This window comes from Hymenobacter aerilatus, assembly GCF_022921095.1.
Classification (GTDB): Bacteria; Bacteroidota; Bacteroidia; order Cytophagales; family Hymenobacteraceae; genus Hymenobacter; species Hymenobacter aerilatus.
Window position 1 is genome coordinate 884,632 of sequence record NZ_CP095053.1, and the last position, 19,918, is coordinate 904,549.

General features: G+C 56.6%; 20 protein-coding genes and 1 tRNA gene. 16 read left to right on the forward strand and 5 right to left on the reverse strand.

Going from position 1 to position 19,918, the window contains the following annotated elements:
• The first annotated feature begins 58 nt into the window (after positions 1-58).
• The 6 genes from MUN82_RS03675 to MUN82_RS03700 all read left to right on the forward strand — a co-directional run bounded on the left by MUN82_RS03675 (position 59) and on the right by MUN82_RS03700 (position 5,710).
• Entirely contained in the window at positions 59-1,099 is a 1,041-nt protein-coding gene (locus MUN82_RS03675; protein ID WP_245095087.1) for a lysylphosphatidylglycerol synthase transmembrane domain-containing protein, read from the forward strand.
• Positions 1,096-2,367, forward strand: a complete 1,272-nt coding sequence (locus tag MUN82_RS03680) for a glycosyltransferase (protein WP_245095088.1) — start codon at positions 1,096-1,098, stop codon at positions 2,365-2,367. Before MUN82_RS03675 ends, MUN82_RS03680 begins: the two co-directional genes overlap by 4 nt.
• 86 nt (positions 2,368-2,453) lie before the next feature.
• On the forward strand, positions 2,454-2,957 hold the full coding sequence (locus tag MUN82_RS03685; protein ID WP_245095090.1) for a c-type cytochrome: 504 nt from the start codon (positions 2,454-2,456) through the stop codon (positions 2,955-2,957).
• Complete coding sequence (locus tag MUN82_RS03690; RefSeq protein WP_245095092.1) at positions 2,954-3,289, forward strand: hypothetical protein; 336 nt, start codon at positions 2,954-2,956, stop codon at positions 3,287-3,289. Before MUN82_RS03685 ends, MUN82_RS03690 begins: the two co-directional genes overlap by 4 nt.
• 2 nt (positions 3,290-3,291) lie before the next feature.
• The gene (locus MUN82_RS03695; protein ID WP_245095093.1) at positions 3,292-4,485 is read left to right on the forward strand and encodes an ABC transporter permease; all 1,194 of its coding nucleotides are present in this window, start codon (positions 3,292-3,294) and stop codon (positions 4,483-4,485) included.
• Complete coding sequence (locus MUN82_RS03700; RefSeq protein ID WP_245095095.1) at positions 4,478-5,710, forward strand: PP2C family protein-serine/threonine phosphatase; 1,233 nt, start codon at positions 4,478-4,480, stop codon at positions 5,708-5,710. Before MUN82_RS03695 ends, MUN82_RS03700 begins: the two co-directional genes overlap by 8 nt.
• Before the next feature lie 76 nt (positions 5,711-5,786).
• On the opposite strand, the gene MUN82_RS03705 is transcribed toward MUN82_RS03700, so the two are convergent.
• Both MUN82_RS03705 and MUN82_RS03710 read right to left on the reverse strand, forming a co-directional pair.
• Positions 5,787-7,247: an O-antigen ligase family protein gene (locus tag MUN82_RS03705; RefSeq protein ID WP_245095097.1), complete on the reverse strand. Its 1,461-nt coding sequence runs from the start codon at positions 7,245-7,247 to the stop codon at positions 5,787-5,789.
• Positions 7,244-8,287, reverse strand: a complete 1,044-nt coding sequence (locus MUN82_RS03710; protein ID WP_245095099.1) for a GumC domain-containing protein — start codon at positions 8,285-8,287, stop codon at positions 7,244-7,246. Before MUN82_RS03710 ends, MUN82_RS03705 begins: the two co-directional genes overlap by 4 nt.
• Before the next feature lie 295 nt (positions 8,288-8,582).
• Between MUN82_RS03710 and MUN82_RS03715 the strand changes: the two genes are divergently transcribed.
• The 8 genes from MUN82_RS03715 to MUN82_RS03750 all read left to right on the forward strand — a co-directional run bounded on the left by MUN82_RS03715 (position 8,583) and on the right by MUN82_RS03750 (position 16,270).
• Entirely contained in the window at positions 8,583-9,989 is a 1,407-nt protein-coding gene (locus tag MUN82_RS03715) for an oligosaccharide flippase family protein (protein ID WP_262922857.1), read from the forward strand.
• An 86-nt stretch (positions 9,990-10,075) separates the two neighbouring features.
• The gene (locus tag MUN82_RS03720; protein WP_245095101.1) at positions 10,076-11,218 is read left to right on the forward strand and encodes a glycosyltransferase family 4 protein; all 1,143 of its coding nucleotides are present in this window, start codon (positions 10,076-10,078) and stop codon (positions 11,216-11,218) included.
• A 12-nt stretch (positions 11,219-11,230) separates the two neighbouring features.
• A complete protein-coding gene (locus MUN82_RS03725) occupies positions 11,231-11,872 on the forward strand; it encodes a polysaccharide deacetylase family protein (RefSeq protein ID WP_245095102.1) in 642 nt (213 codons plus the stop codon).
• Between the two features lie 242 nt (positions 11,873-12,114).
• Complete coding sequence (locus MUN82_RS03730; RefSeq protein ID WP_245095104.1) at positions 12,115-13,218, forward strand: glycosyltransferase; 1,104 nt, start codon at positions 12,115-12,117, stop codon at positions 13,216-13,218.
• 134 nt (positions 13,219-13,352) lie between these two features.
• Positions 13,353-14,081, forward strand: coding sequence for a GAF domain-containing protein (locus MUN82_RS03735; protein ID WP_245095106.1), 729 nt, complete (start codon positions 13,353-13,355; stop codon positions 14,079-14,081).
• 32 nt (positions 14,082-14,113) lie between these two features.
• Complete coding sequence (locus MUN82_RS03740; protein ID WP_262922837.1) at positions 14,114-14,926, forward strand: TatD family hydrolase; 813 nt, start codon at positions 14,114-14,116, stop codon at positions 14,924-14,926.
• A gap of 124 nt (positions 14,927-15,050) precedes the next feature.
• Positions 15,051-16,130 carry an asparaginase gene (locus MUN82_RS03745; protein WP_245095108.1) on the forward strand — a complete coding sequence of 360 codons (1,080 nt, stop codon included), beginning with the start codon at positions 15,051-15,053 and terminating at the stop codon, positions 16,128-16,130.
• Positions 16,131-16,182: 52 nt separating this feature from the next.
• Positions 16,183-16,270: transfer RNA gene (locus MUN82_RS03750), tRNA-Ser, on the forward strand.
• A gap of 319 nt (positions 16,271-16,589) precedes the next feature.
• Here the strand turns inward: MUN82_RS03750 and MUN82_RS03755 are convergent.
• Entirely contained in the window at positions 16,590-16,919 is a 330-nt protein-coding gene (locus tag MUN82_RS03755; RefSeq protein ID WP_245095110.1) for a DUF5681 domain-containing protein, read from the reverse strand.
• Between the two features lie 428 nt (positions 16,920-17,347).
• Positions 17,348-18,073 (reverse strand): hypothetical protein, encoded by a 726-nt coding sequence (locus MUN82_RS03760; protein ID WP_245095112.1) that lies wholly within the window; start codon positions 18,071-18,073, stop codon positions 17,348-17,350.
• Positions 18,074-18,195: 122 nt separating this feature from the next.
• Between MUN82_RS03760 and MUN82_RS03765 the strand changes: the two genes are divergently transcribed.
• Both MUN82_RS03765 and MUN82_RS03770 read left to right on the forward strand, forming a co-directional pair.
• Entirely contained in the window at positions 18,196-18,429 is a 234-nt protein-coding gene (locus MUN82_RS03765) for a helix-turn-helix domain-containing protein (RefSeq protein WP_245095113.1), read from the forward strand.
• Positions 18,398-18,943 (forward strand): hypothetical protein, encoded by a 546-nt coding sequence (locus MUN82_RS03770; RefSeq protein ID WP_245095115.1) that lies wholly within the window; start codon positions 18,398-18,400, stop codon positions 18,941-18,943. The genes MUN82_RS03765 and MUN82_RS03770 overlap by 32 nt, the downstream gene beginning before the upstream one ends.
• Here the strand turns inward: MUN82_RS03770 and MUN82_RS03775 are convergent.
• On the reverse strand, positions 18,940-19,863 hold the full coding sequence (locus MUN82_RS03775) for a DNA adenine methylase (protein ID WP_245095117.1): 924 nt from the start codon (positions 19,861-19,863) through the stop codon (positions 18,940-18,942). The two genes, MUN82_RS03770 and MUN82_RS03775, sit on opposite strands and share 4 nt — an antisense overlap.
• Between the last annotated feature and the right edge of the window lie 55 nt (positions 19,864-19,918).

Here is a 19,918-nt window from a genome sequence, read left to right on the forward strand (position 1 = left end):
GACAACCAACAACTAGCAACTGACAACTAACTTGCCGGGACAACAAGCTTTTTCTCTTTTGCCTCCCGACCCTCTACAAAACTACGCCCAAAAGCCGGATAATGCTGGCCGGCGGCGCAATTGGCTGGTGCTGGCGGGCAAATTACTCGTGACGCTGCTCACGCTGGGCTTGCTGTACTACTCTGTGTTTGCCGATGCTGCTACGGCCGCCGCCTGGCGGCAGTTGGTAGCCGCCTCGCTCACGGGCGCGGGCCGCGGGCCAGTACTGGCCGCGCTGGCGCTGGTGCCCGTCAACTGGGGCCTGGAGGCCTGGAAGTGGTGGCGCCTAGCCCGGCACCTAGAGCCCGTCTCGTTTCGGCGCAGCTACCGCGCCGTACTCGTGGGCCTCACCCTGGGCTTCGTGACGCCTAATCGGGTAGGCGACTACGCCGGCCGCATCATCGAGTTGAAAAGCCGTCGGCTGGATGCCTTGGGGGCCGTGTTTCTGGGCCGCTATTGCCAGCTGATTGCCACAGTAATAGCCGGCTCGGTAGGCATTGCCTACTTTCTGTTGCGGTTTTACTTGGTAGGTTACCCGGCCACGCAGGTAGGCGTGGTGGTTGCCGTGCTGCTGCTGAATGCGGCTGTGCTGCTGCCGTACTACCGCTCGCGCCTGTTGCTGGCTGCTCTGGGGCTAGTGCGACCGTTGCGCCGTTTTCGCCGGTTTCTGGCCATCATGCCCAGCTACTCGGCCCGCGCCCTCACAGTAGTACTAGCCATTGCCGGACTGCGCTACCTAGTGTTCTGCGTGCAATTTGGCTTGCTGTTGCTGGCCTACGGCGCCCGGCCGGGGGTAGGCGAGGGGCTGGCCGCCGTGGCAGGCACGTTTTTGTTCAAGTCGTTGGTGCCCTCGCTCAACGCCCTGGCCGATGTGGGCGTGCGGGAGCTGTCGGCCACGCATTTGTTTGGCTTGCTGGGCCAACCGGTGCTGCCGGTGCTCAGCGCCAGCCTCAGTCTGTGGGTCGTCAATATTGCGCTGCCCAGCGCGGTAGGGCTGCTGTTTGTACTGCAAGTGAAGGTTTCCCGAAAGAAAAAAGCCCGTCGGGCCACTCATTCATGAAAACGAACTGGCTAGGGGTAGGGCTTGTAGTAGCGCCGCTGGTGTACGCCGGCGTGATGGTAGTCCTGCGCCGGGCGTGGACCTCAATGGGGGCCTCACCCCCTAGCCCCCTCTTCGAAAAAGGAGAGGGGAGACTAGTTTTAGAACTAGAAGCTAGAGTAAATAAGGTATTATTAAATTTAGAGCTAGAAAAACTAGTAGCTAGTTCCCCCTCTCCTACGGAGAGGGGGTTAGGGGGTGAGGTTTCCCATGAACCCTACTTCTCCGTCCTCATTGCCGCCCGCAACGAAGCCGCTACCCTGCCGCATCTGCTGCACGACTTGCGCCAGCAAACCCTACCCGCCGCGCAGTTTGAAGTCATTCTGGTCGACGACCATTCCACTGATGCCACGGCAGCCGTAGCTGCTCAGGCTGCTACTGATTTCCCGCTTCACCTCATTCAACTAGCCCAGCAGCCCGGCGCGCCTACCGGCAAAAAAGCGGCCCTGCAAGCGGCCTTGGCCGTGGCCCGCGCGCCCTGGGTGGTTTGCACCGATGCCGATTGCCGCCTCGGCCCCGACTGGCTCCGCAGCTACGCCCAGCTCATCTGGCAGGCGCCTACCACGCGCTTTATCAGCGGCCCCGTGCTGCTCACTGGCCCCGATACCGTGCTGCACCGCCTGATGGGGCTGGAGTTTGCCGGGCTAGTAGGGGTAGGCGGCGCCTGCATCCAGGCCGGTTTCCCCACGATGTGCAACGGTGCCAACCTTACCTACCGTCGCGACTCCTTCGCGGCCGTGCAGGGGTTTGCCGGCAACGAGCACCTGGCCAGCGGCGACGACGAATTTCTGCTCCACAAACTGCACGCGGCCTACCCTGGCAGCATTCGATTTTTGCAGGCTGAGGCGGCCGTGGTGCGCACGGGCGCGCCGCCTACCTTAGCAGCGTTGCTGCGGCAGCGGGTGCGCTGGGCCAGCAAATGGCGCCACTACCAAGCCGATGCGCCGCAACGCCTGGCGGTGCTGGTGTTGCTGGCTAATCTGTCGTTGGCGGCCGGGCCAGTGCTATGGCTGTGGCAGCCAAGCCTGGGGCCGTGGGTAGGAGCGGGGTGGGCACTCAAGCTCGGCGCCGATGTATGGTTTCTCCGTCCTGTGCTGCGCCTGTTGCACCGGCAGCGGTGGCTACGCATGGTGCCGCTGTTGCAATTAGCCTACGCGCCCTACGCGCTAGGGGTAGGGCTGCTGGGCCTACGCGGTGGCTACCAGTGGAAGGGGAGGCAGGTGAAATAAAAAGCGTTTTTTACTTGAGAATATAACGCGCCTGACGGTACTTGAGGGGGTAAGCAATAACAATTAACAACTTCATCAAATATACTATGAGTCAGGCATCGATACGCGGCGCATTAACGGTAGGGATGGGGGTAGTAGCGTGCGCCATAGGAGCAGTTTGTTTGTCGGCAGGCGGGCTGTTGCACGAGCCGGAAGAGATAGAAATGGTTGAGGTTGGGGGGTGTGGAGTGGTAAGCACACCTGTTTCGCAAGAGGCGGAATTGCCAGTGCTGGCCCCGGAGGAAATAGCACGTTTTGCCGCCGGCGACGCGCTATTTAAAGGCAACTGCGCTCAGTGCCATGCAATGAACGACGTCGTGGTCGGCCCTGCATTAGCTGGCATCACCAAGCGACAATCAGAAAAATGGATTGTGAAATGGGTGCAGAATTCTTCGAAAGTCATTGCGAGCGGAGATGTATACGGGGTGAAACTGTACGAGCAATACGGCAAGCAACAGATGCCCAGCTTCCGGCTTTCTGAGCAGCAAATCAAGAATATTGTAGCCTATATAGAGGTGCAGCAAGGTGCTAGCAGAGTAGCGTATAATTGAGCTACCCACACGGCTGCCTGACTTTCTCCCGGCTCAAGCTTATCTTTGCTACCCTCCCCGACCTACACCATCCCGTGACCGACGCCGAATTTGATATTCTCGACGAACTATATTTCGTCACGCCGTTTGCCGAGCTGAGCCGCAAAACCGGCCTTGCTGCCCCCGTTTTAGAAGAAAATCTGCGCAGCCTGCTGGAGCAGGACCTCATCCGCAGCTTCTGGCCCGATGCCGATACCGAGCAGGCCTACGAGCCTACCTCCTTCGGTGCCATCTGCCGTGACGCGTTTTTTCTGGCCTCCAAGGAAGGCCTGCTGCAACACAACACCCGCTAGTTGTGGCCGCACCTACCGCTCCCGCGCCCACTGTAGCGGCGGCTGCCCGGCCGCCCGGCTACTACGTGCGGCAGCGGCTGCTGCAAAATCGGCCCGCCATGTTTGGGCTGGCTTTTATTGGGCTGTGCACGCTGCTGGCGCTGTTGGGCTACTGGGTGCTGCCCGATAACTCCTCCAACGCCAACAATGGCCTAGTGCAGTTGCAAAAGGAGTCGCCGGGCTTCCAAGTTACCATCCTGAAACTACCGTTGCCTGCGGCCGCCCGCGCTGCTGCCACCGACAACCCGCTACGGACGTGGTGGCAGGGCAGGAGTCGCCAGTTTCAGGAAATTCCGGTTGGTGGCCGCCCCACCTTCACCAACGACTCGGCCTTTTTCCCACCTTACCAAAACCACAGCGCCCTACCCGACCCGCCGCGCCGCTACAGCCTACGGCAGCTAGCTGGTAAAGACGGTTCACCGGCCGAGCTGCAACGCTTCATCCTCGAGGAGCGCGTGGAGCAGCGCACCTACTGGCTGGGCACCGACAAAGCCGGCCGCGACGAGCTGAGCCGCCTGCTACTAGGCACGCGCATCTCCCTGGGCATTGGCCTGGTCGCCGTCCTGATCTCGCTGGCCCTGGGCATGCTCATCGGGGCCGTAGCGGGCTACGTGGGCGGCTGGGTCGATAGCGTGCTGCTGGGCTTGATGACGGTGGTGTGGAGCATTCCCGGTATTATGCTGGTCATTGCTATATCGCTGGCCCTCAACAGTAAAGGCGTATGGGTGTCGTTTGTGGCGGTGGGCCTTACCATGTGGGTAGATGTGGCCCGCGTGGTGCGCGGCCAAATGCTGAGCCTGCGCTCTGCAACGTTTGTAGAGGCAGGGCGCGTATTAGGCCTACCCCAGCGCCGATTGATAGCCCGCCACCTGCTGCCCAACATGATTGGTCCGCTGATTGTGTTGGCTACCAGTAACTTCGCGGCGGCTATTCTGCTGGAGGCCGGACTAAGCTTTCTGGGCCTGGGCGTGCAGCCCCCGGCCCCGTCGTGGGGATTGATGGTGAACGAGGGCTTTCAGCTCCTGGGCACCGAGGCCGGCTTGTGGCTCACGCTGCTGCCGGGCCTGGCCATCAGTCTGCTGGTGCTGAGCTTCAACCTGCTCGGCAACGGCCTCCGCGACGCCTATGATCCTAAAACACCCGTTGCCAATGTCTAAGTATATATCGCCCGAAAAGCGCCTGTTTCTGAAAGAGCGCGAGCTGGGTGCCCTGTTGGAAATCACCCAGGCCATCACGCTCGACTCGCCGGAGGCTGCGTTGTATAAAATATTTCAATTCACCCTACTCGGCCAGCTCAACATCCGGCGCATGGTGCTCTATGTGAAGGAAGAAGGCCAGTGGCAGTGTGTGGTGAGCTTTGGTGGCGGCATGGTCGATTTCTACCGCCTACCCCTGCCCGAGCATATCTTAGAGCACAGCCCTACCCAACCCGTACCCGTGGCCGACTTAGGCCTGGGCGACGAGTGGCATCAGCTGGAACTGCTGATTCCGGTGCAGCACCGGGGCGAAACCCTGGCCTACGTGCTCATCGGCAACGTGCACGACGACTATGTGCCCGAGGAGGCCACCAAGTTTCTGGAAACGCTGAGCAATATTCTGATCGGGGCGGTGGAAAACCGGCGCCTGGGCCGGCAACGCGTGGCGGCCGCGGCCATGCGTAAGGAAATTGAAATTGCGCAGGAAGTGCAAACCATGCTGTTTCCGCGCAGCCTACCCAACGATGCCGACGTGGCGGTGCATGCCAGCTACGTGCCGCACACGGCCATCGGGGGCGACTACTACGACGTGGTGCCCATCGATAAAAACCGGTTTTTGTTCTGCGTGGCTGACGTATCGGGCAAGGGCGTACCGGCGTCGTTGCTGATGTCGAACTTCCAGGCGGGACTACGGACGTTGTTGCGCCAGCAAGCCGATCTGGCAACTATTGTGGCCGAGCTGAACAACCTGATTTACCGCAACGCCGTGTCGGAGAAGTTCATCACGGCCTTTTTCGGCATCTACGACCGCGCCACCCGCGAGCTGGAATACGTAAATGCGGGCCACAACTCACCCATCCTGCTCTGCGACGACCACCACCACGAGCTGCTGGCCGACGGCACTACCATGCTCGGTATTTTCGAGGAGCTACCCTTCCTGAAAGTACAGAAGACCAACGTGCCGTCCCGCTCCCTGCTGCTCACCTACACCGACGGCCTCACCGAAGTGTTTGACCAGGAGGTAGAAGAGTTTGGCGAAGAGGGCGTCCTCAACTTTCTGCGCCAGTCACGCTACGTACCGCTCCCTACCCTGCACCGCGAGCTGCTCCAGGAAATAGAAGGCTTCAACAGCGAAGGCAGCCACTTCGCCGACGACATCACCATCCTCACCTGCCGGTTTAAGTGAGATGGTGAGGATGAGTGGTGAGTGAAAAAAGACGCGTGTCATCCTGAACGCAGTGTAGGATGACACGCGTCTTTTTTCACTCATCGCTTTCCACTTCATTCTCCAACCACGTCTGCATCCGAATCAGGATGGCCATATTGATGAAAAAGAAGGAGCCGACTTTATCAGTTTCTACCAATTCGTTCAGTAGTAGGTGGAAGACGATGATGAGAAAGGACAAGCTGCTGGCCAGCACAATGTAGCGCTGCGCGGGCAATCGGCTGCGGTGATATAGTCGCTCACAGAGAAGCAGTGTAGCGCCAACCAACAGCGTAAAAAGCAGGAAACCCGGAACGCCTTGCTCCGCCATCAGCAGCAAGAAGTAGTTGTGCGTGGTAGAGCGCTCGGGGTTGCGACTGACGTAGGTATGAAAGCTCCAGACGGTGTAGCGCTTGTACTCGGGGTAGAACGTGCTGGGGCCGCTGCCCATCCAGGGGCGGTCGGCTACCATGTGGCCGGCTGCCACCCAGCGGTACACACGCTCCATCCCCGACATATCTTCGAGCTTGTAGGTGGCCTCCAGGTGCTTTTCGAAATCCTGCCCGTTGAAGACAGTACGCTCAAAATTAGGGGCGTACTGCAAGTAGGTATTATCATGCACCAGGTAGTAGGTTAGGCCGATGGTACCCACCACTACCCCTACCAGCATCAGCCGGGTGAGGCGGTAGCGGATGACGAAGTAGTACAGTGCCGCGACGGGCACCGACAAGAGCGACGCCCGCGTAAAAGACCCCAGCAACCCAAGAAAAAGCACGAGCGTAGCCGCTCCCCAGAGCCAGCGCGTACGGCTGCGGCCCGCCGCACGCATACCATACAACGCGTACGGTAGCAGCAGTGCCAGCACTGTGGCGTAGATAACGTGATTGAGATAAAAGGGCTGAATAGCCCAGTTAATGGTATCAAACGAAAAGCCCCGCGTGGCGTGGCGTACCAGCGTGTATGCAACCGTGAAGCACACGCCGCCCAGATAAAGCGCGCCAATGCGCCACACCCGGTCGGGGCGAGTAAGCAGCAGGAGGGTGCCAAACAAGAACGGCCCCACGTACCACAGCTTGGCCAGCAGAAACTTCACTGACTTCACTACATCCACCGACGAAAGCATCGTCAGGATAGCCCAGCCGTAGCCTAGCGCCAGCAGCAGCAGTAGCGGGTGGCGCCACTCCCGGCGGGGTAGGGCGCCAGGGTGCAGCAACAGCGTGAGGCCCACGTTGCCCAACAGGAGCAGCATGAGGGGCTCAGAAGGCATGTCGAGGCTGAGGCCGCCAACTAGGCCACTGATTTCATACGAGAAAGGGAGCGTACATAGGAACGCATAATACAGCAGGCGCCACTCCACCGCAAAAACCGCGCCCGCTAGTACGGCCAGCGCGGGGAGTAGCCACAGAGGAGAGCCGGCCAGCAGCGCCAGTACGCCCCCCGGCAGCAGCAGCAGCAAAAACAGCACAAAGACGCGCTGAAGTTGGTCGGCAGGGCGCAGCAACTGCAACAAACGACTCATGCGGGTGAGGCGCTGGTAGCCGGCACTTGATTGGCACGATACAGTTCCAGCAGCATAATCAGCAGCAGCGACAGCACAAACGTGACCACCACCGATGCGGCCACGACGAGGCCACGCTTCGGAGAGACTTTTTCGCCAGTAGGGTAGGCTGGCTGTATCACATACAAAGAGGAGCTACGACCTTTGAGCGCTAACTTGGCGGCATCATAATCTTCTTGCAGCTTGTCGAGCCGCTTCTGCACATTGTCGAGGCGGGCATACATACTGCCTAGCGTATCGCTGCCTTCCACATAGCCTTCTAGGCTTAGGGTGTTACCGCCGTCAATCTTGGTGAGGCCGCGTAGTGCCCGGCGCAGGCCCGCAATCTTCGCTGCCGAAGCACCGCTGCCTTCTGCTTGTCGCAACTCATTTTCAGTGCGGATAATTTCCCGTATCAGGTAGCGTGTCTGTTCCTGCGTGAAGATACCGTAGTGGTAGCGAGCCGCTATCAGACGGTTGCGTAGCTTTATCTGCGTCTTTTTAAGCGTTGGATATAGCTTGTATTGTTCTAACGCTTCGTAGTGCGTGTGCAGGGTAAGGCGCTGATTGGACGTGTCGATGGCCGCCACCAGCGCATTTGCCACTGCGGCTGCTACCTGTCTGTCTGCATCTTTAAAGGAAGCTTCAATAACGTCGCGCTCGTTGTGCACGAGTGCCATGTGCTGCTTAAAGTGTTCGATGGCCGCCTCAGTGGCCGCTGGGTCGCCTGGCTGGCCTGTGCCATAGTGCTCCTGTAGGCGAAAGCGCAGTACTAAAGCTTGTGCCACTGGCTGCGACTGGCCAATGGTCAGGATGCGGTCTAAGTCTTCGCCACGCGTACTGGGTTGGCCATTCTCCGGGTTGGCCGGGTAAAATAGCGCTGTCGACTTGTAAATGTTTGGTAGTAAGAAGGTAGCCAGTAGGCTAACAACAAAAGCCAGTGCTACCGCAGCACCTAGCAACGTTTTCCAGCGGTTAATAATAGGCCACACATCGGGCAGTGAGTATGAGCGAACAGCCATAGAGGGGTTTGGGCAGACAATAAGACAGGCCAGCTGGCACGGCACGCCGACAGCAGGGTAAATATACTGGTAAACTTGGTGCTGCCTAGTGCCCTCATGGTAAGTGGCCGCCCCGGTACTAGCGCCACGTAAACGTCTATAAGGCGTCTTTCCTACTTAATTACTATTGCTTTTTGAAGCGGTAGGCAAGACTACGAATAACGGTGGGTAGGCAGGTAAAACAGGTTATTGTAGTAGCTTAGCAGCCGTTTTTCAGCCTCTGTTCTTCACACCTATCAAACGTTTTCTCGGAAATATCAGCTTTGTCTTGCTGTTGAACCTACTGGTAAAGCCAGGGTGGCTAGTGGTCGAAAACCTTGTGCAAAACCAGGTGGGGCACGCTGAGTACGGGCTGTTTGCAGCCCTGCTCAATCTGGCCCTGATTACGTCGGTACTGGCCGATCTGGGGCTGGCACAACACACGACCAAGCGCATTGCTTCGGCACCCGAGTACCTGGCCGAGTATTTTCCTACCGTGCTGCCACTCAAAGTAGCGCTATCCGGTTTGTTTTTGGGAGGTACCCTGCTTGTCGGCTGGCTGTTGGGCTATCGGGGCCATACGCTTGTATTGCTTGGATTAGCCACCGGTATTGTGCTGCTGACGCAGTTTACTGCCTTCCTGCGAGGAGCACTGCAAGGGTACCAGCGCTTTAATATAGATGCAGTGCTGTCGGTACTGGACAAGGCCACGGCTATACTATTGCTGCTTGGTGGGCTAAGTCTTGGTGTCGCACTGACGTTGGATGGTTACGTGATAGTGCGGGCCGGTGCTACCCTGCTTACGTTTGTAACACTCTACGCGCTACTCACCCGACTCTACGGGCGCGTGCCATACCGACCGCGCTGGTCGCAAGCCCGCACAGTGCTGCGGGAGAGCCTGCCGCTGGCTGCTATTGCGCTGGTATATGGCCTCAACGAGCGGGTAGACGGGCTGATGCTGGAACGGCTGGTCTCGGCGAGGGAGGCGGGCTACTATGCCGGCGCCTACCGGTGGGTAGACGCTGTGATGATGTACCTGTGGACGGTGCTGCCGCTGTTCTTTGCCAAGTTTGCCCACGCCACTGCCCGCCGCGACGAGCAACAAACGCTACTCTGGTTTGGGCAGCGCATCGTAACGGTGCCGCTGCTGCTGGTGTGCGCGTTTGTGCTGTTTCGGGGCGAGGTGCTATTCTGGCAGTTCACGCGCAGCACGCCCGCCGAGCTGGTGCGCATGACGTGGTGCCTGAAGCTACTGTTTCTGAATGTGCTGGTGCACGCGTTCTTTGCCATCTACAGCACCCTGCTTACGAGCACCGGGCAGGAGCAACCTGTGAGCTGGCTGGTGGCGGGAAGCACGCTACTCAATATCAGCCTGAACCTGTTGCTGCTACCCCGCTACGGCGCTCTGGCCGCCGCCGCAGATACGCTGCTGTGTGCGCTGTTTGTATCGGGCGGGTATTTGTGGCTGGTGACGCGCCGGACCGGGGTAGCCGTGCCCTGGGCTACGCTGGCACGGCTGCTGCTTGCTTTCGGGCTGCTGTGCGCCGCATGGTGGGGCCTGCGTTGGTGGCTGAATACCTGGTGGCTGGAAGCAGGGCTGGCAAGCGGCTTGTTCGTGGGCATCCTGTTTCTGACCGGCAACGTGCGCGTAGCCGAGCTGCGACAGTTGTTGCAACGTAAATAAATTGCGTTGTGCGGTGCGAGTTAATAGGTTGCCGTATACATATCTCTCACCACTCTCACCCTGTAACTGACAACTCAATTACCGTCTTGAATATTGCTGTAAACGTACGCTTTCTGCTGCCCGGCGACAAGCTGGAAGGCATTGGCCGCTTCACCTACGAAGTGCTGAAGCGGATGGTAGCAGCGCGTCCCGAGCATACTTTCCATTTTCTGTTCGACCGGCCCTACGACGAGCGGTATTTGTTTGCCGAGAATGTGGTGCCGCACGTGCTGCTGCCACCGGCCCGGCATCCCTTGCTGTTTGTGGCCTGGTTTGAGGGCGCTGTGGCACTGTGGCTGAAGCTAAACCGGCCCGACGCTTTCCTGAGCCCCGATGGCTTCACAACCTTAAATACACGTGTTCCGCGCCTTACAGTGATGCACGATCTAGCCTTTGAGCACTTCCCGCAAGACGTAACCGGGTCGGTACGGCGCTACTACCAGTTTTTTTCGCCGCGCTTTGCCCGGGCGTCGGAGCGGCTGGTGGCGGTGTCAGAGGCTACGCGCCAGGATATCGTGCAGACCTACGGTATTGCACCCACCAAAATCAGCGTGGTCTACAATGCCGCCGATGCCTGCTTTCGGCCTCAGCCCCAAGCTACGCAGCAAGACACCCGCGACAGGTTCAGCGCGGGCAAACCGTATTTCCTGTTTGTGGGTGCGTTGCAGCCGCGCAAAAACCTGGTGAACTTGCTGCGCGCCTTCGATCAGTTCAAAACCGCCACCGGCTCTCCGGTAAAGCTGCTTGTGGTGGGACGCACCGCCTGGAAAGCTGGCCCCATCTTCGAGGTGTACCAGCAACTGCACCACCGCCACGATGTGCACCTCACCGGCCGCGTGACGGATACCGAGCTGGTGCAGCTGTATGCTGCCGCACTGGCTACTACCTATGTACCTTATTTTGAAGGCTTCGGCATTCCTATTGTGGAGGCGCAGGCCTGCGGCTGCCCGGTTATTACGTCCAACGTCAGCTCCCTACCCGAGGTAGCTGGGGCCGCTGCCCACCTCGCCGATCCATTTTCTGTGGATAGCCTGGCCACGGCCCTGACAGACGTAGCCGGCAACGCCAATCTGCGCGCTACACTGGTGGCGCAGGGACTGCAAAATGTCCGTCGCTTCTCCTGGGACGCCAGCGCCGCCGCGCTGTGGACCGCACTCAGCGACATGCTGAATGAATTTTCCGCAGATTAACGACTCCAGCCTATGCGTATCTTCCGAATACCCGCCTTAGTGCGCCGCCTGGTACCCCAGGGGCAATGGCGTATGCCGGTAGGGGCCGGAGAGAAAACGCTCTACCTCACCTTCGACGACGGCCCCATTCCCGACGAAACGCCCTTTGTGCTGGAGCAGCTGGCTGGGGTAGGAGCACGCGGCACGTTCTTCTGTGTGGGCGACAACGTAGCGCGCCACCCCGAAGTGGCCCAGCAAGTGCTGGCCGCTGGCCACCGGCTTGGTAACCACACCCACCATCACCTCAATAGTTGGAAAACGCCCCCGGCCGACTACCTTGCCGACATAGCCCGCTGCCAGCAAACGCTGGATGCGCTAGAACCCACGGCCGCAGAGACCCGCCCTCTGTTGCGGCCGCCTTACGGGCGTATCACTCATCCCTTGGCTCGCACCCTGGCCGTCACGCATCAGCTCATTATGTGGGACGTGCTGACCTACGATTTCGACGCTACTTTTGCCCCCGAGCAGTGCCTGCGCGCTGCCGTACGCTATTCCCGGCCAGGCGCCATCGTGGTGTTTCACGACAGCTTAAAAGCTAGTCGTAACCTGCGCTTTGTGCTGCCACGTTATCTACAGCATTTTGCTGAGCAGGGGTATCAGTTTCGTAGTCTGTGAAAGCCCCGGACTGCTTACGCTGCTGCGTGGTCTATGCGCTGATCGGCTATCCATTACACCTCATAGCCGTTAGGCAGCTAAGAAGGCGTTAGCGTTAAATCGGTGGGCCGTTGAAAGAGTGTAGAGACGCATACTTGCGTCTCGTCGTTGAGTGGGATATGGTCTTATGATGCATGCGACGAAACGCAAGTATGCGTCTCTACATGCTTATAGTTAACTCAAACAGCTTTTTTGGTTATCATATGATATGGCTGACGGTCTACTTCGCTTGCTGGTTTGTGCTTCTGGGACTGTCGGTGCTGTCGTTGGCGTGGCGGCGCGGGAGCCCGCCCCAACCCCTGCCCGACGCGCTGCCCCGCGTGAGCATTCTCATTGCCGCCCGCAACGAGGAAGCGGCGCTGGGCCGATGCCTGCACGCCATCCGACAGCTGCGCTACCCCGTGCACTTGGTAGAGGTGCTGGTGGGCGATGATGGCAGCACCGACCGCACCCGCGCCGTGGCTGAGGCTGCCATGCAGGGCTACGCAGGCAGCTTTCGGTGTCTCGCCATTACTGAGGCACTGGGGCAGGCCCGTGGCAAAGCCAATGTGCTGGCCCACCTCACCCGCGCCGCCACCACCGACTATTTCTTCATCACCGACGCCGACATTGCCGTGCCGCCCACCTGGCTCACGGGACTGCTGGCGCACGCCGCGCTGGGGGTAGGCACCATCACGGGCCTCACGCTGGTGCAGGGGCCGCGCCTGTTCCACCAGCTACAGGGCCTGGACTGGCTTACTTCCCTAGGCCTGGTGCAGGTGGTATCCGATTGGGGCGTGGCCGTCACGGCTATGGGCAACAACATGCTGGTGACCCGTGCCGCCTACCAGGCCACCGGCGGCTACGAAACGCTACCCTTTTCCGTCACCGAAGACTATGCCCTGTTTAAGGCCACTGTGCAACAGGGCTTTGGGCATCGTATCCTGTTTCGGCCCGAGGTGCTGGCCGAGTCGCTGCCGCAGCCCACGCTGCCAGCGCTGCTGCACCAACGGCGGCGGTGGTTGCGTGGGGTAGAGCAACTGCCGTGGTGGTTACAAGCCAACCTGCTACTGTACAGCGGTTTCTATCCGGCACTGGCAATTCTTTGCTGGCTAGCCGGACCAGCTTCCGCTCTTAGCGTGTGGGCAGCCAAGTTGCTGATGCAGGCGGCCCTGACGCTAGTGTGCTACCGCCGCGCCGGGCGCCAAGCGCCCCTGTTGCTACTGCCAGCATTCGAATTGTACACGCTGCTGCTGGCGGTTGGCCTGCTGGGCTTTCGACTGCTGCCGTTGCCGTTTGTGTGGAAGGGTAGGCGCTACACTCGCTAAAGCTTGGCAGAGTTTCAGTCTTTAATACAACAGCGCTATAGCGCTACGCGAAGATTAACTTTGATTAAACGTAGAAAATAAGTGGAAAACAGATTGTTATAAATACCTTGTTGATAGCTAATTATATCATCACTATGCTGCCTATCTCTCCTTTCCTGATTCCGCCTGACGATGCTGCCCGCCTCGTTACACTCCGGCGTTATGCTATTCATCGGTTTTTAGATGAGAAGGTATTTAATGAGCTGGTGTCTTTAGCGGCGCGCATCTTCAGCCTGCCTATTTCCCTCATTGCCCTTGTCGACGAGACTGAGGTAGAATACATAGCGAACTATGGTATGCCCGGCAACGACGTGCAGTCGCGGCAGGAAGCGCTGTGCGCCACGGCTATTCTGCGCAATAGCGCGGTAGTCTACAAAGACTTGTTGGCTGACAATGAGCCATTCATAACGCCCCAGGCGGCTCAGGCGGCGCAGCAAAACAACATTCGGTTTTATGCAGCGGCGCCACTCCGGATGCCCGACCGATGCAACATCGGCACTCTGTGCATTATCGATTATCACCCTCGTACACTTATCGCGGCCGAGCAGCACCTGCTGGAGCATTTGGCCGATGTAGTGAGCCACGCCCTCGTAGTACGTCGGCAGTGCCAGGACCGGGGCGCTGCTGGCGAGCTGCATTGGCAAACCATTCGGGCGCACCTCGCAGCTGAAATTCAAGGCTTGACAGCACTAGTGCGCTATATGCTTACGCGCTACGGCGTGCAAGTACCGCTCTCAAACGAAGTACTGACGCAAATAGAACGGCGGCTACCCGATTTGCACGAGGTGCTGAGGCCAGTGAGTGAGTCGAGGGTAGGAGGTTAGGAGGTTAGGAGGGTAGGCAGGATGCCCTACCTTTGTGCTTCGTTGCTTACCATCTCACGCCTTACTTTCCTTTCATCGTGCACCTCACCGATTCTCACGCCCACGTCTACTCCGAGCAGTTTAAGCCCGACCGCGACGAGATGCTGCACCGGGCCTTCGAGGCCGGCGTCACCACCATCGTCATGCCCGCCATCGACCATACTACCCTCGATAGTATGCTCGAAACCGAGGCACGATTTCCGCAGCAGTGCTTTGCCATGATGGGCCTGCACCCTACCTCCGTGAATCAGCATTTCGAGCGTGAACTATACGCCGTGGAGGAGTGGCTGGGAAAACGGCCGTTTGCGGCAGTAGGCGAGTGCGGCCTCGATTTGCACTGGGATAAAACCTACTTTGCCCAGCAACAGGAGGCCCTGCGTGTGCAGATTGATCTGGCTAAAAAGCACAACCTGCCCCTGGTCCTGCACACCCGCGACGCCTTCCAGCAAACCGCCGACCTCATCGAAGCTGCCCAGGACGGTACGCTGCGCGGCGTGTTTCATTGCTTCTCGGGAAGTAAAGCTGAGGCTGACCGGGCCATCAGTCTGGGCTTTCTGCTCGGTATTGGCGGCGTGGCGACCTTCAAAAACAGGGGTGCCGATAAAGTCCTGCCTGGCCTCGCCCTGAGCCATCTGCTGCTGGAAACCGACTGCCCCTACCTGGCGCCGGTACCGCACCGCGGCAAGCGTAACGAGCCGTCTTATCTGCCGCTTATTGCACACCGGGTAGCCGAGCTGCTGGGAAAAGACGTGGCGGAAGTAGCCGAAGCCACCACGCAAAACGCGCAAAAGCTGTTTAATCTGTAGCAGTTGGTTACCTTCTTAGGCAGCGTGTTGTTCCAGGCAGAGTAGGGAAAGTGCCGATTGCCTGCTAGCTTGCGAATTCGGCTGCGTGGTTGCGCAGCTGATTACGCGCTATTTCCCGCCGGCATTGGACACAAGCTACTTTAATATTGACACGGCCGCACCGGCTACTCCCGAGGTTTCGGTACTATTAATTTACACGGGCGGTACCGTAGGAATGGCCTACGACGCCGATGGGTCGTTGGTGCCCATGCGGTTTGATAGCATTATGGCAAATATTCCGGAGCTGCGCCAGTTTCGGATGCGCCTGTCGGTATACAGCCTGCCTACGCCCATCGACTCTTCCAACGTGACCCCCACGGTGTGGGCCGAGCTAGTGCGCATCATTGCGCAGAACTATGAGGCATACGATGGCTTCGTGATTTTGCACGGTACCGATACCATGGCGTACTCGGCCTCGGCGCTGAGTTTCATGCTGGAAAACCTGACCAAGCCAGTTATCTTCACCGGGGCCCAGCTGCCTATTGGGCGTATTCGCACCGACGCCCGCAAAAACCTGCTCACGGCGTTGCAACTGGCCTCAGCCCGCCACAAAACCACCGAGGCAGCCCGCATTCCGGAGGTGTGCATTTACTTTCACAACGTACTGCTGCGTGGTAACCGGGCCAAGAAGGTAGAGAGCGGCCACTTCGATGCGTTCAAAAGCGAAAACCACCCGCCGCTGGTGCGCGCCGGTATCGACCTGGAGTTCAATGATGCCGCCATCCGGCCTGGGTCGGTGCTACCTCGCAAGTTTCATCAGCACCTCGATGAGCGGGTCGTGATTCTGAAGCTGTTTCCGGGCATCAGCGAGTCGGCCGTGCGAGGCATTTTGGCCATCGACGACCTGCGAGGTTGCGTACTCGAAACCTTTGGTTCGGGTAATGCCCCCACGGCCCCGTGGTTTACGCAGGCCCTGCGTGAGGCCCTGGATCGGGGTGTACACATGCTCAACGTCAGCCAGTGCGACGAAGGCCGTGTGCAGCAGGGACGCTACGAAACCAGCGCCCACCTGCGCGACCTGGGCGTCATCGGCGGCGACGACATCACCACCGAGGCGGCCGTTGCCAAGCTCATGTTTGTACTAGGGCTGAATCAGGATGCTCCTACCACCCGCCGCTTGCTGGCCCGCGACCTGCGCGGCGAAATTTCCAACTGGGAATCATAGAAAGGTTGCGTTTCTGATAAAACCCCCGTTTCTTTGCGCCACCATTAGCCCTAGAGAGGTGTCCGAGTGGTCGAAGGAGCACGCCTGGAAAGTGTGTATAGCCCAAAAGGTTATCGTGGGTTCGAATCCCATCCTCTCTGCATAAAAACCCGTTTGCGAGCTGCGAACGGGTTTTTTTATTTTTTCGGGGTACGTGTAGGGGTACACACTCTTTTTGTGGAGTGTATGGATCGCAAGTTGCCAGCGCTTTTTGGCGGCGGTGGGCTATCTTTGTTTTACCCGCCGGGTAAGTAGTTGCCAGCTCCTACCTAAGGGCAAGGGCCGCCGCGTCAATCGACTTGGCGGCCCTTCTCTTTATTTAGCAGGGTGTCCTGCTTCCAACTTGTTGGGTTGGTACTTCTGCTCACTGCTGAGAAAAAGCCCCGCTGTAAATGGTGGGTGTTGCCGACTTCTTGCGCCCTATTCCCGGAGCAGCCGGCGGGCGGCCTGTCTGTTGGCTTCGCGCTGCTCCGGGGTACCGCCGATATGTAGGGTAACTGTTACCGGGCTTTCCTCATCATCGGCAGCCAGGGCGGTGCGCTGCAGCTTGGGGGTTATAAACTGGGCAAGCTTTACATACGAGTCTATAAACTCCTTGCCGTTCAGGCTGAGCAGGTGCGCTCGAAGTATATCGGCATCAAGGCCAGCCAGGGCCGCCCCGATTAGTTCCCGGGCGTGGGTGGTAGCTTTGTTCTGGCTGCCTTTTGGCCGACCGGCAGAGTTGCCGCTTTGACCTTGTTCGTACTGCATAACTGCTGTTATTGTCTGTTCTTTACAGGGAATATAAGGCGAAAGGAGTGGGCTAGCTGGGTACGAATTTTTGGTTTTGAGTTTTGTACGCGTGTAGTTACGGGATAGATAGTGGTTGGCGCGTTAGGTAGAAAAGAATTTATTCCTTTACCCGTTGCAACGTCAGGCTTGAACGTAATAAGTAAGCGTTACCTCTTTTCTCTAGATTTTGCACACATGAAAAAAGCGATGGTTAGCAACTGCCATTTGCAGAAGAAATAGACCTCCTACCCAGTATGGGCTGTAAGTAATAGAAAAGGGTATACCGTTTCGGTATACCCTTCGGAATTGTTGCAGGTGTGCAGATTTGTGACCCGAAGCTGCCGGGTATAGTGAGTAGATAACTTGCTAGTGAAGATAACAAAAGATCGCGCCGCCGCAACTAAGCCTCAAATGTTAGAGCGAAGGCTATAATTAGTCATTGCACTATTAGCAAGTTCCAAAGCATTCATTTCTTGCCAAGGGAATGGGCGGCCGTGGGAAAGTGCGCGTTGAATTACTTCGGCTAAGGTATGCTGGCTATTTTGGTGCTTAGCAACGTGAATTGCTTCGAGGTAACGAGTGTAAGGCATTTTTCGGCCTTGGTACCTTGGCATTGGGTAATTAAAATCTTCTTGAATTGAAATCCATTTAATAGAACTAAAAAGTTCTTCAATCGTCAGGTCAGCGGAATTTCCTTCCCTTTTATATGATTTGCCATCATGGGCTAATTGAGCATAATTTAATAACGCTTCGGAGGGTGAAGTAGGCCGATAAGGCAAACGGGTGGCCAAGGCTTCGTAATCGATACCACAGTCACAGAGTTGCTCAAGCAAAGCTTGCTGCAGATCATCAGGATTCATATTACCGTTTACAACCTTGTTATATATATCAACAATAAGGTTCGCATGAGAGAGGGGGATACTGGCTTGACCGGGCTTTGTAATATCAACACGATAGTCAGGTCGGAAAGGGTTCAATTGAGCTTTGTAGCCAGGGAAGTGTACGGTAAGTTCGGCACCGCTTGCGCACCGGTGTACTTGGTGAGCTTTCTGTTGCTTCGTTGATAACAATTGCTCGAAGCCGTGAGACTTAAACACGGCGTACAGGTCATCTGTAACTTTATTGTAGCTCATTTTGGGTGTAATTATTAGAATGACCCCAATAGTAGCTATTCGCAAGTGTCAAATCATATAAAAATGCAAAATGATACTTATTGTCGGTTGAGCTGCATACAATAGGTATCTTCCTTTGACGGATGAGAGAAAACTCTCTTAAAGCCTTTGGCCTTACTGTCCGTTTCTACCGCAACGAGCTAAGAATTTCTCAGGAAGAGCTAGCTGAACGTTGTGGGTTCCATCGCACATACATAGGGCAAGTTGAGCGCGGAGAGAGAAACCCCTCGCTAATCAATATCATAACCCTGTGCAAAAGCCTGGAGGTAACCCTTCCCGATTTTTTTGTGCGCTATCAACAAAATAGTGACTCGTAGCTATAATACCGTTGGCGGTGGTGCTAATACCAATCTCAACGGTCTGGAATTTGAACGTGGTACCGACCTTAGAGAGGCATTTGCAAACCATCCGCAATACAAACTAAGCGGTGATTCTATAATAGACCGGACTACCCAAGAGGTAGTCGGGCGACTCTACGAAAAGAATAAACTATATAAAAATCTTCTTGAAGCTAATCACATCAACTACAAGAATATTATCTCCAAAAAGCTGCTTCCAGATGACGCTTTAGTAGTTGGTAACACATTGTACATCATCGAGAAGAAATACCAAGCTGGTGCTGGTTCCGTAGACGAAAAGCTTCAGACTTGCCACTTTAAGAAGCGCCAGTATATAAAGCTCATGACCTCATTGGGACTTGAAGTTCAGTTCTACTACCTACTTAGCGACTGGTTCAATGCACCCTCGTATAAAGATGTTCTTGACTACATTGAGGAAGTAGGCTGCAAATACTTCTTTGGTAAAATTCCATTAGAAAAGTTGGGTCTCTAAATCAACTCTGGTACACCTTGATAGTTACTGATTAACAGCTCACTAATCTTACCTCGCTCAGTGCCCTTCGAATTGATGTTACGGCTTGCCTGAATGCGTCGGATATTGAAACCGTCGTATAGGTCATCAAAATAATGATTGTCCGCGTCGGTATTCTTAACATCGGAATTACTCAGCAACCAGTAATGTTCTTGCTCGTCAAGCGTCCGGCAGAAATTGGCTAAGCGCTGCTGGCTTTCGTCGTTGAATACCTCTGAAACGTACGCATTGAATGAGGCTGTAGTACTCAACGGTTTGTAAGGCGGATCGAAATAAAAGAAAGCCCGGCCGGAAATATGCTTAAGTGTCTCCGAGAAATCGCCCGTTAGGATAGTAACACGCGACAGGAGGTGGCTATTGGCACGGATGGTAGCCGAGTCACAAATCAAAGGCTTTTCGTACTTGCCAAATGGTACATTGAACTTACTCTTGCTGTTCACACGGTACAAGCCGTTGAAACAAGTCTTATTCAAAAAAATAAGTAGGCAGGTGTTGCGAAGGCTATCTAAAGTCCGTGTATTAAACTCAGCTCGAATCTTATCGAAGAATTCTCTTCGTACATCTTCGCCAATCAAAGCGTAATATTCGGCTTGCATAGCTGCAAGCTGCTTAATGAGTTCTTCAGGCTGCTCTTTAATAACCTGATAGGCTGTCGTTAGGTCAGGATTAATATCGTTAATGATAGCAGTCGTGATGCTGCGGTAATGTTGCAACATCCAAAACATTACGGCTCCGCCACCAATGAATGGTTCGACATAGGTAGTAACCTTGCGTTCGAAGTCAGCAGGTAAAGCTTGCTGAATAGCTGGAATTAATTGCCGCTTACCACCGGCCCATTTTAAGAAAGGCTTAGCGCCGCTCACGTCTCCAAATAAATTCATGGACCAAAATTAGCTGCTTTTGTTGTTGAAACCAGCGTTAAGTTAGAGTTACTAA

What these genes read in the sequence shown, in the direction of transcription:
- MUN82_RS03725 (WP_245095102.1), top strand. Translation starts at nt 11,231, where the DNA reads ATGCGTATCTTCCGAATACCCGCCTTAGTGCGCCGCCTGGTACCCCAG.
- MUN82_RS03730 (WP_245095104.1), top strand. Translation starts at nt 12,115, where the DNA reads ATGATATGGCTGACGGTCTACTTCGCTTGCTGGTTTGTGCTTCTGGGA.
- MUN82_RS03685 (WP_245095090.1), top strand. Translation starts at nt 2,454, where the DNA reads ATGAGTCAGGCATCGATACGCGGCGCATTAACGGTAGGGATGGGGGTA.
- MUN82_RS03710 (WP_245095099.1), bottom strand. Translation starts at nt 8,287, where the DNA reads ATGGCTGTTCGCTCATACTCACTGCCCGATGTGTGGCCTATTATTAAC.
- MUN82_RS03760 (WP_245095112.1), bottom strand. Translation starts at nt 18,073, where the DNA reads ATGAGCTACAATAAAGTTACAGATGACCTGTACGCCGTGTTTAAGTCT.
- MUN82_RS03755 (WP_245095110.1), bottom strand. Translation starts at nt 16,919, where the DNA reads ATGCAGTACGAACAAGGTCAAAGCGGCAACTCTGCCGGTCGGCCAAAA.
- MUN82_RS03735 (WP_245095106.1), top strand. Translation starts at nt 13,353, where the DNA reads ATGCTGCCTATCTCTCCTTTCCTGATTCCGCCTGACGATGCTGCCCGC.
- MUN82_RS03705 (WP_245095097.1), bottom strand. Translation starts at nt 7,247, where the DNA reads ATGAGTCGTTTGTTGCAGTTGCTGCGCCCTGCCGACCAACTTCAGCGC.
- MUN82_RS03700 (WP_245095095.1), top strand. Translation starts at nt 4,478, where the DNA reads ATGTCTAAGTATATATCGCCCGAAAAGCGCCTGTTTCTGAAAGAGCGC.
- MUN82_RS03775 (WP_245095117.1), bottom strand. Translation starts at nt 19,863, where the DNA reads ATGAATTTATTTGGAGACGTGAGCGGCGCTAAGCCTTTCTTAAAATGG.
- MUN82_RS03680 (WP_245095088.1), top strand. Translation starts at nt 1,096, where the DNA reads ATGAAAACGAACTGGCTAGGGGTAGGGCTTGTAGTAGCGCCGCTGGTG.
- MUN82_RS03765 (WP_245095113.1), top strand. Translation starts at nt 18,196, where the DNA reads ATGAGAGAAAACTCTCTTAAAGCCTTTGGCCTTACTGTCCGTTTCTAC.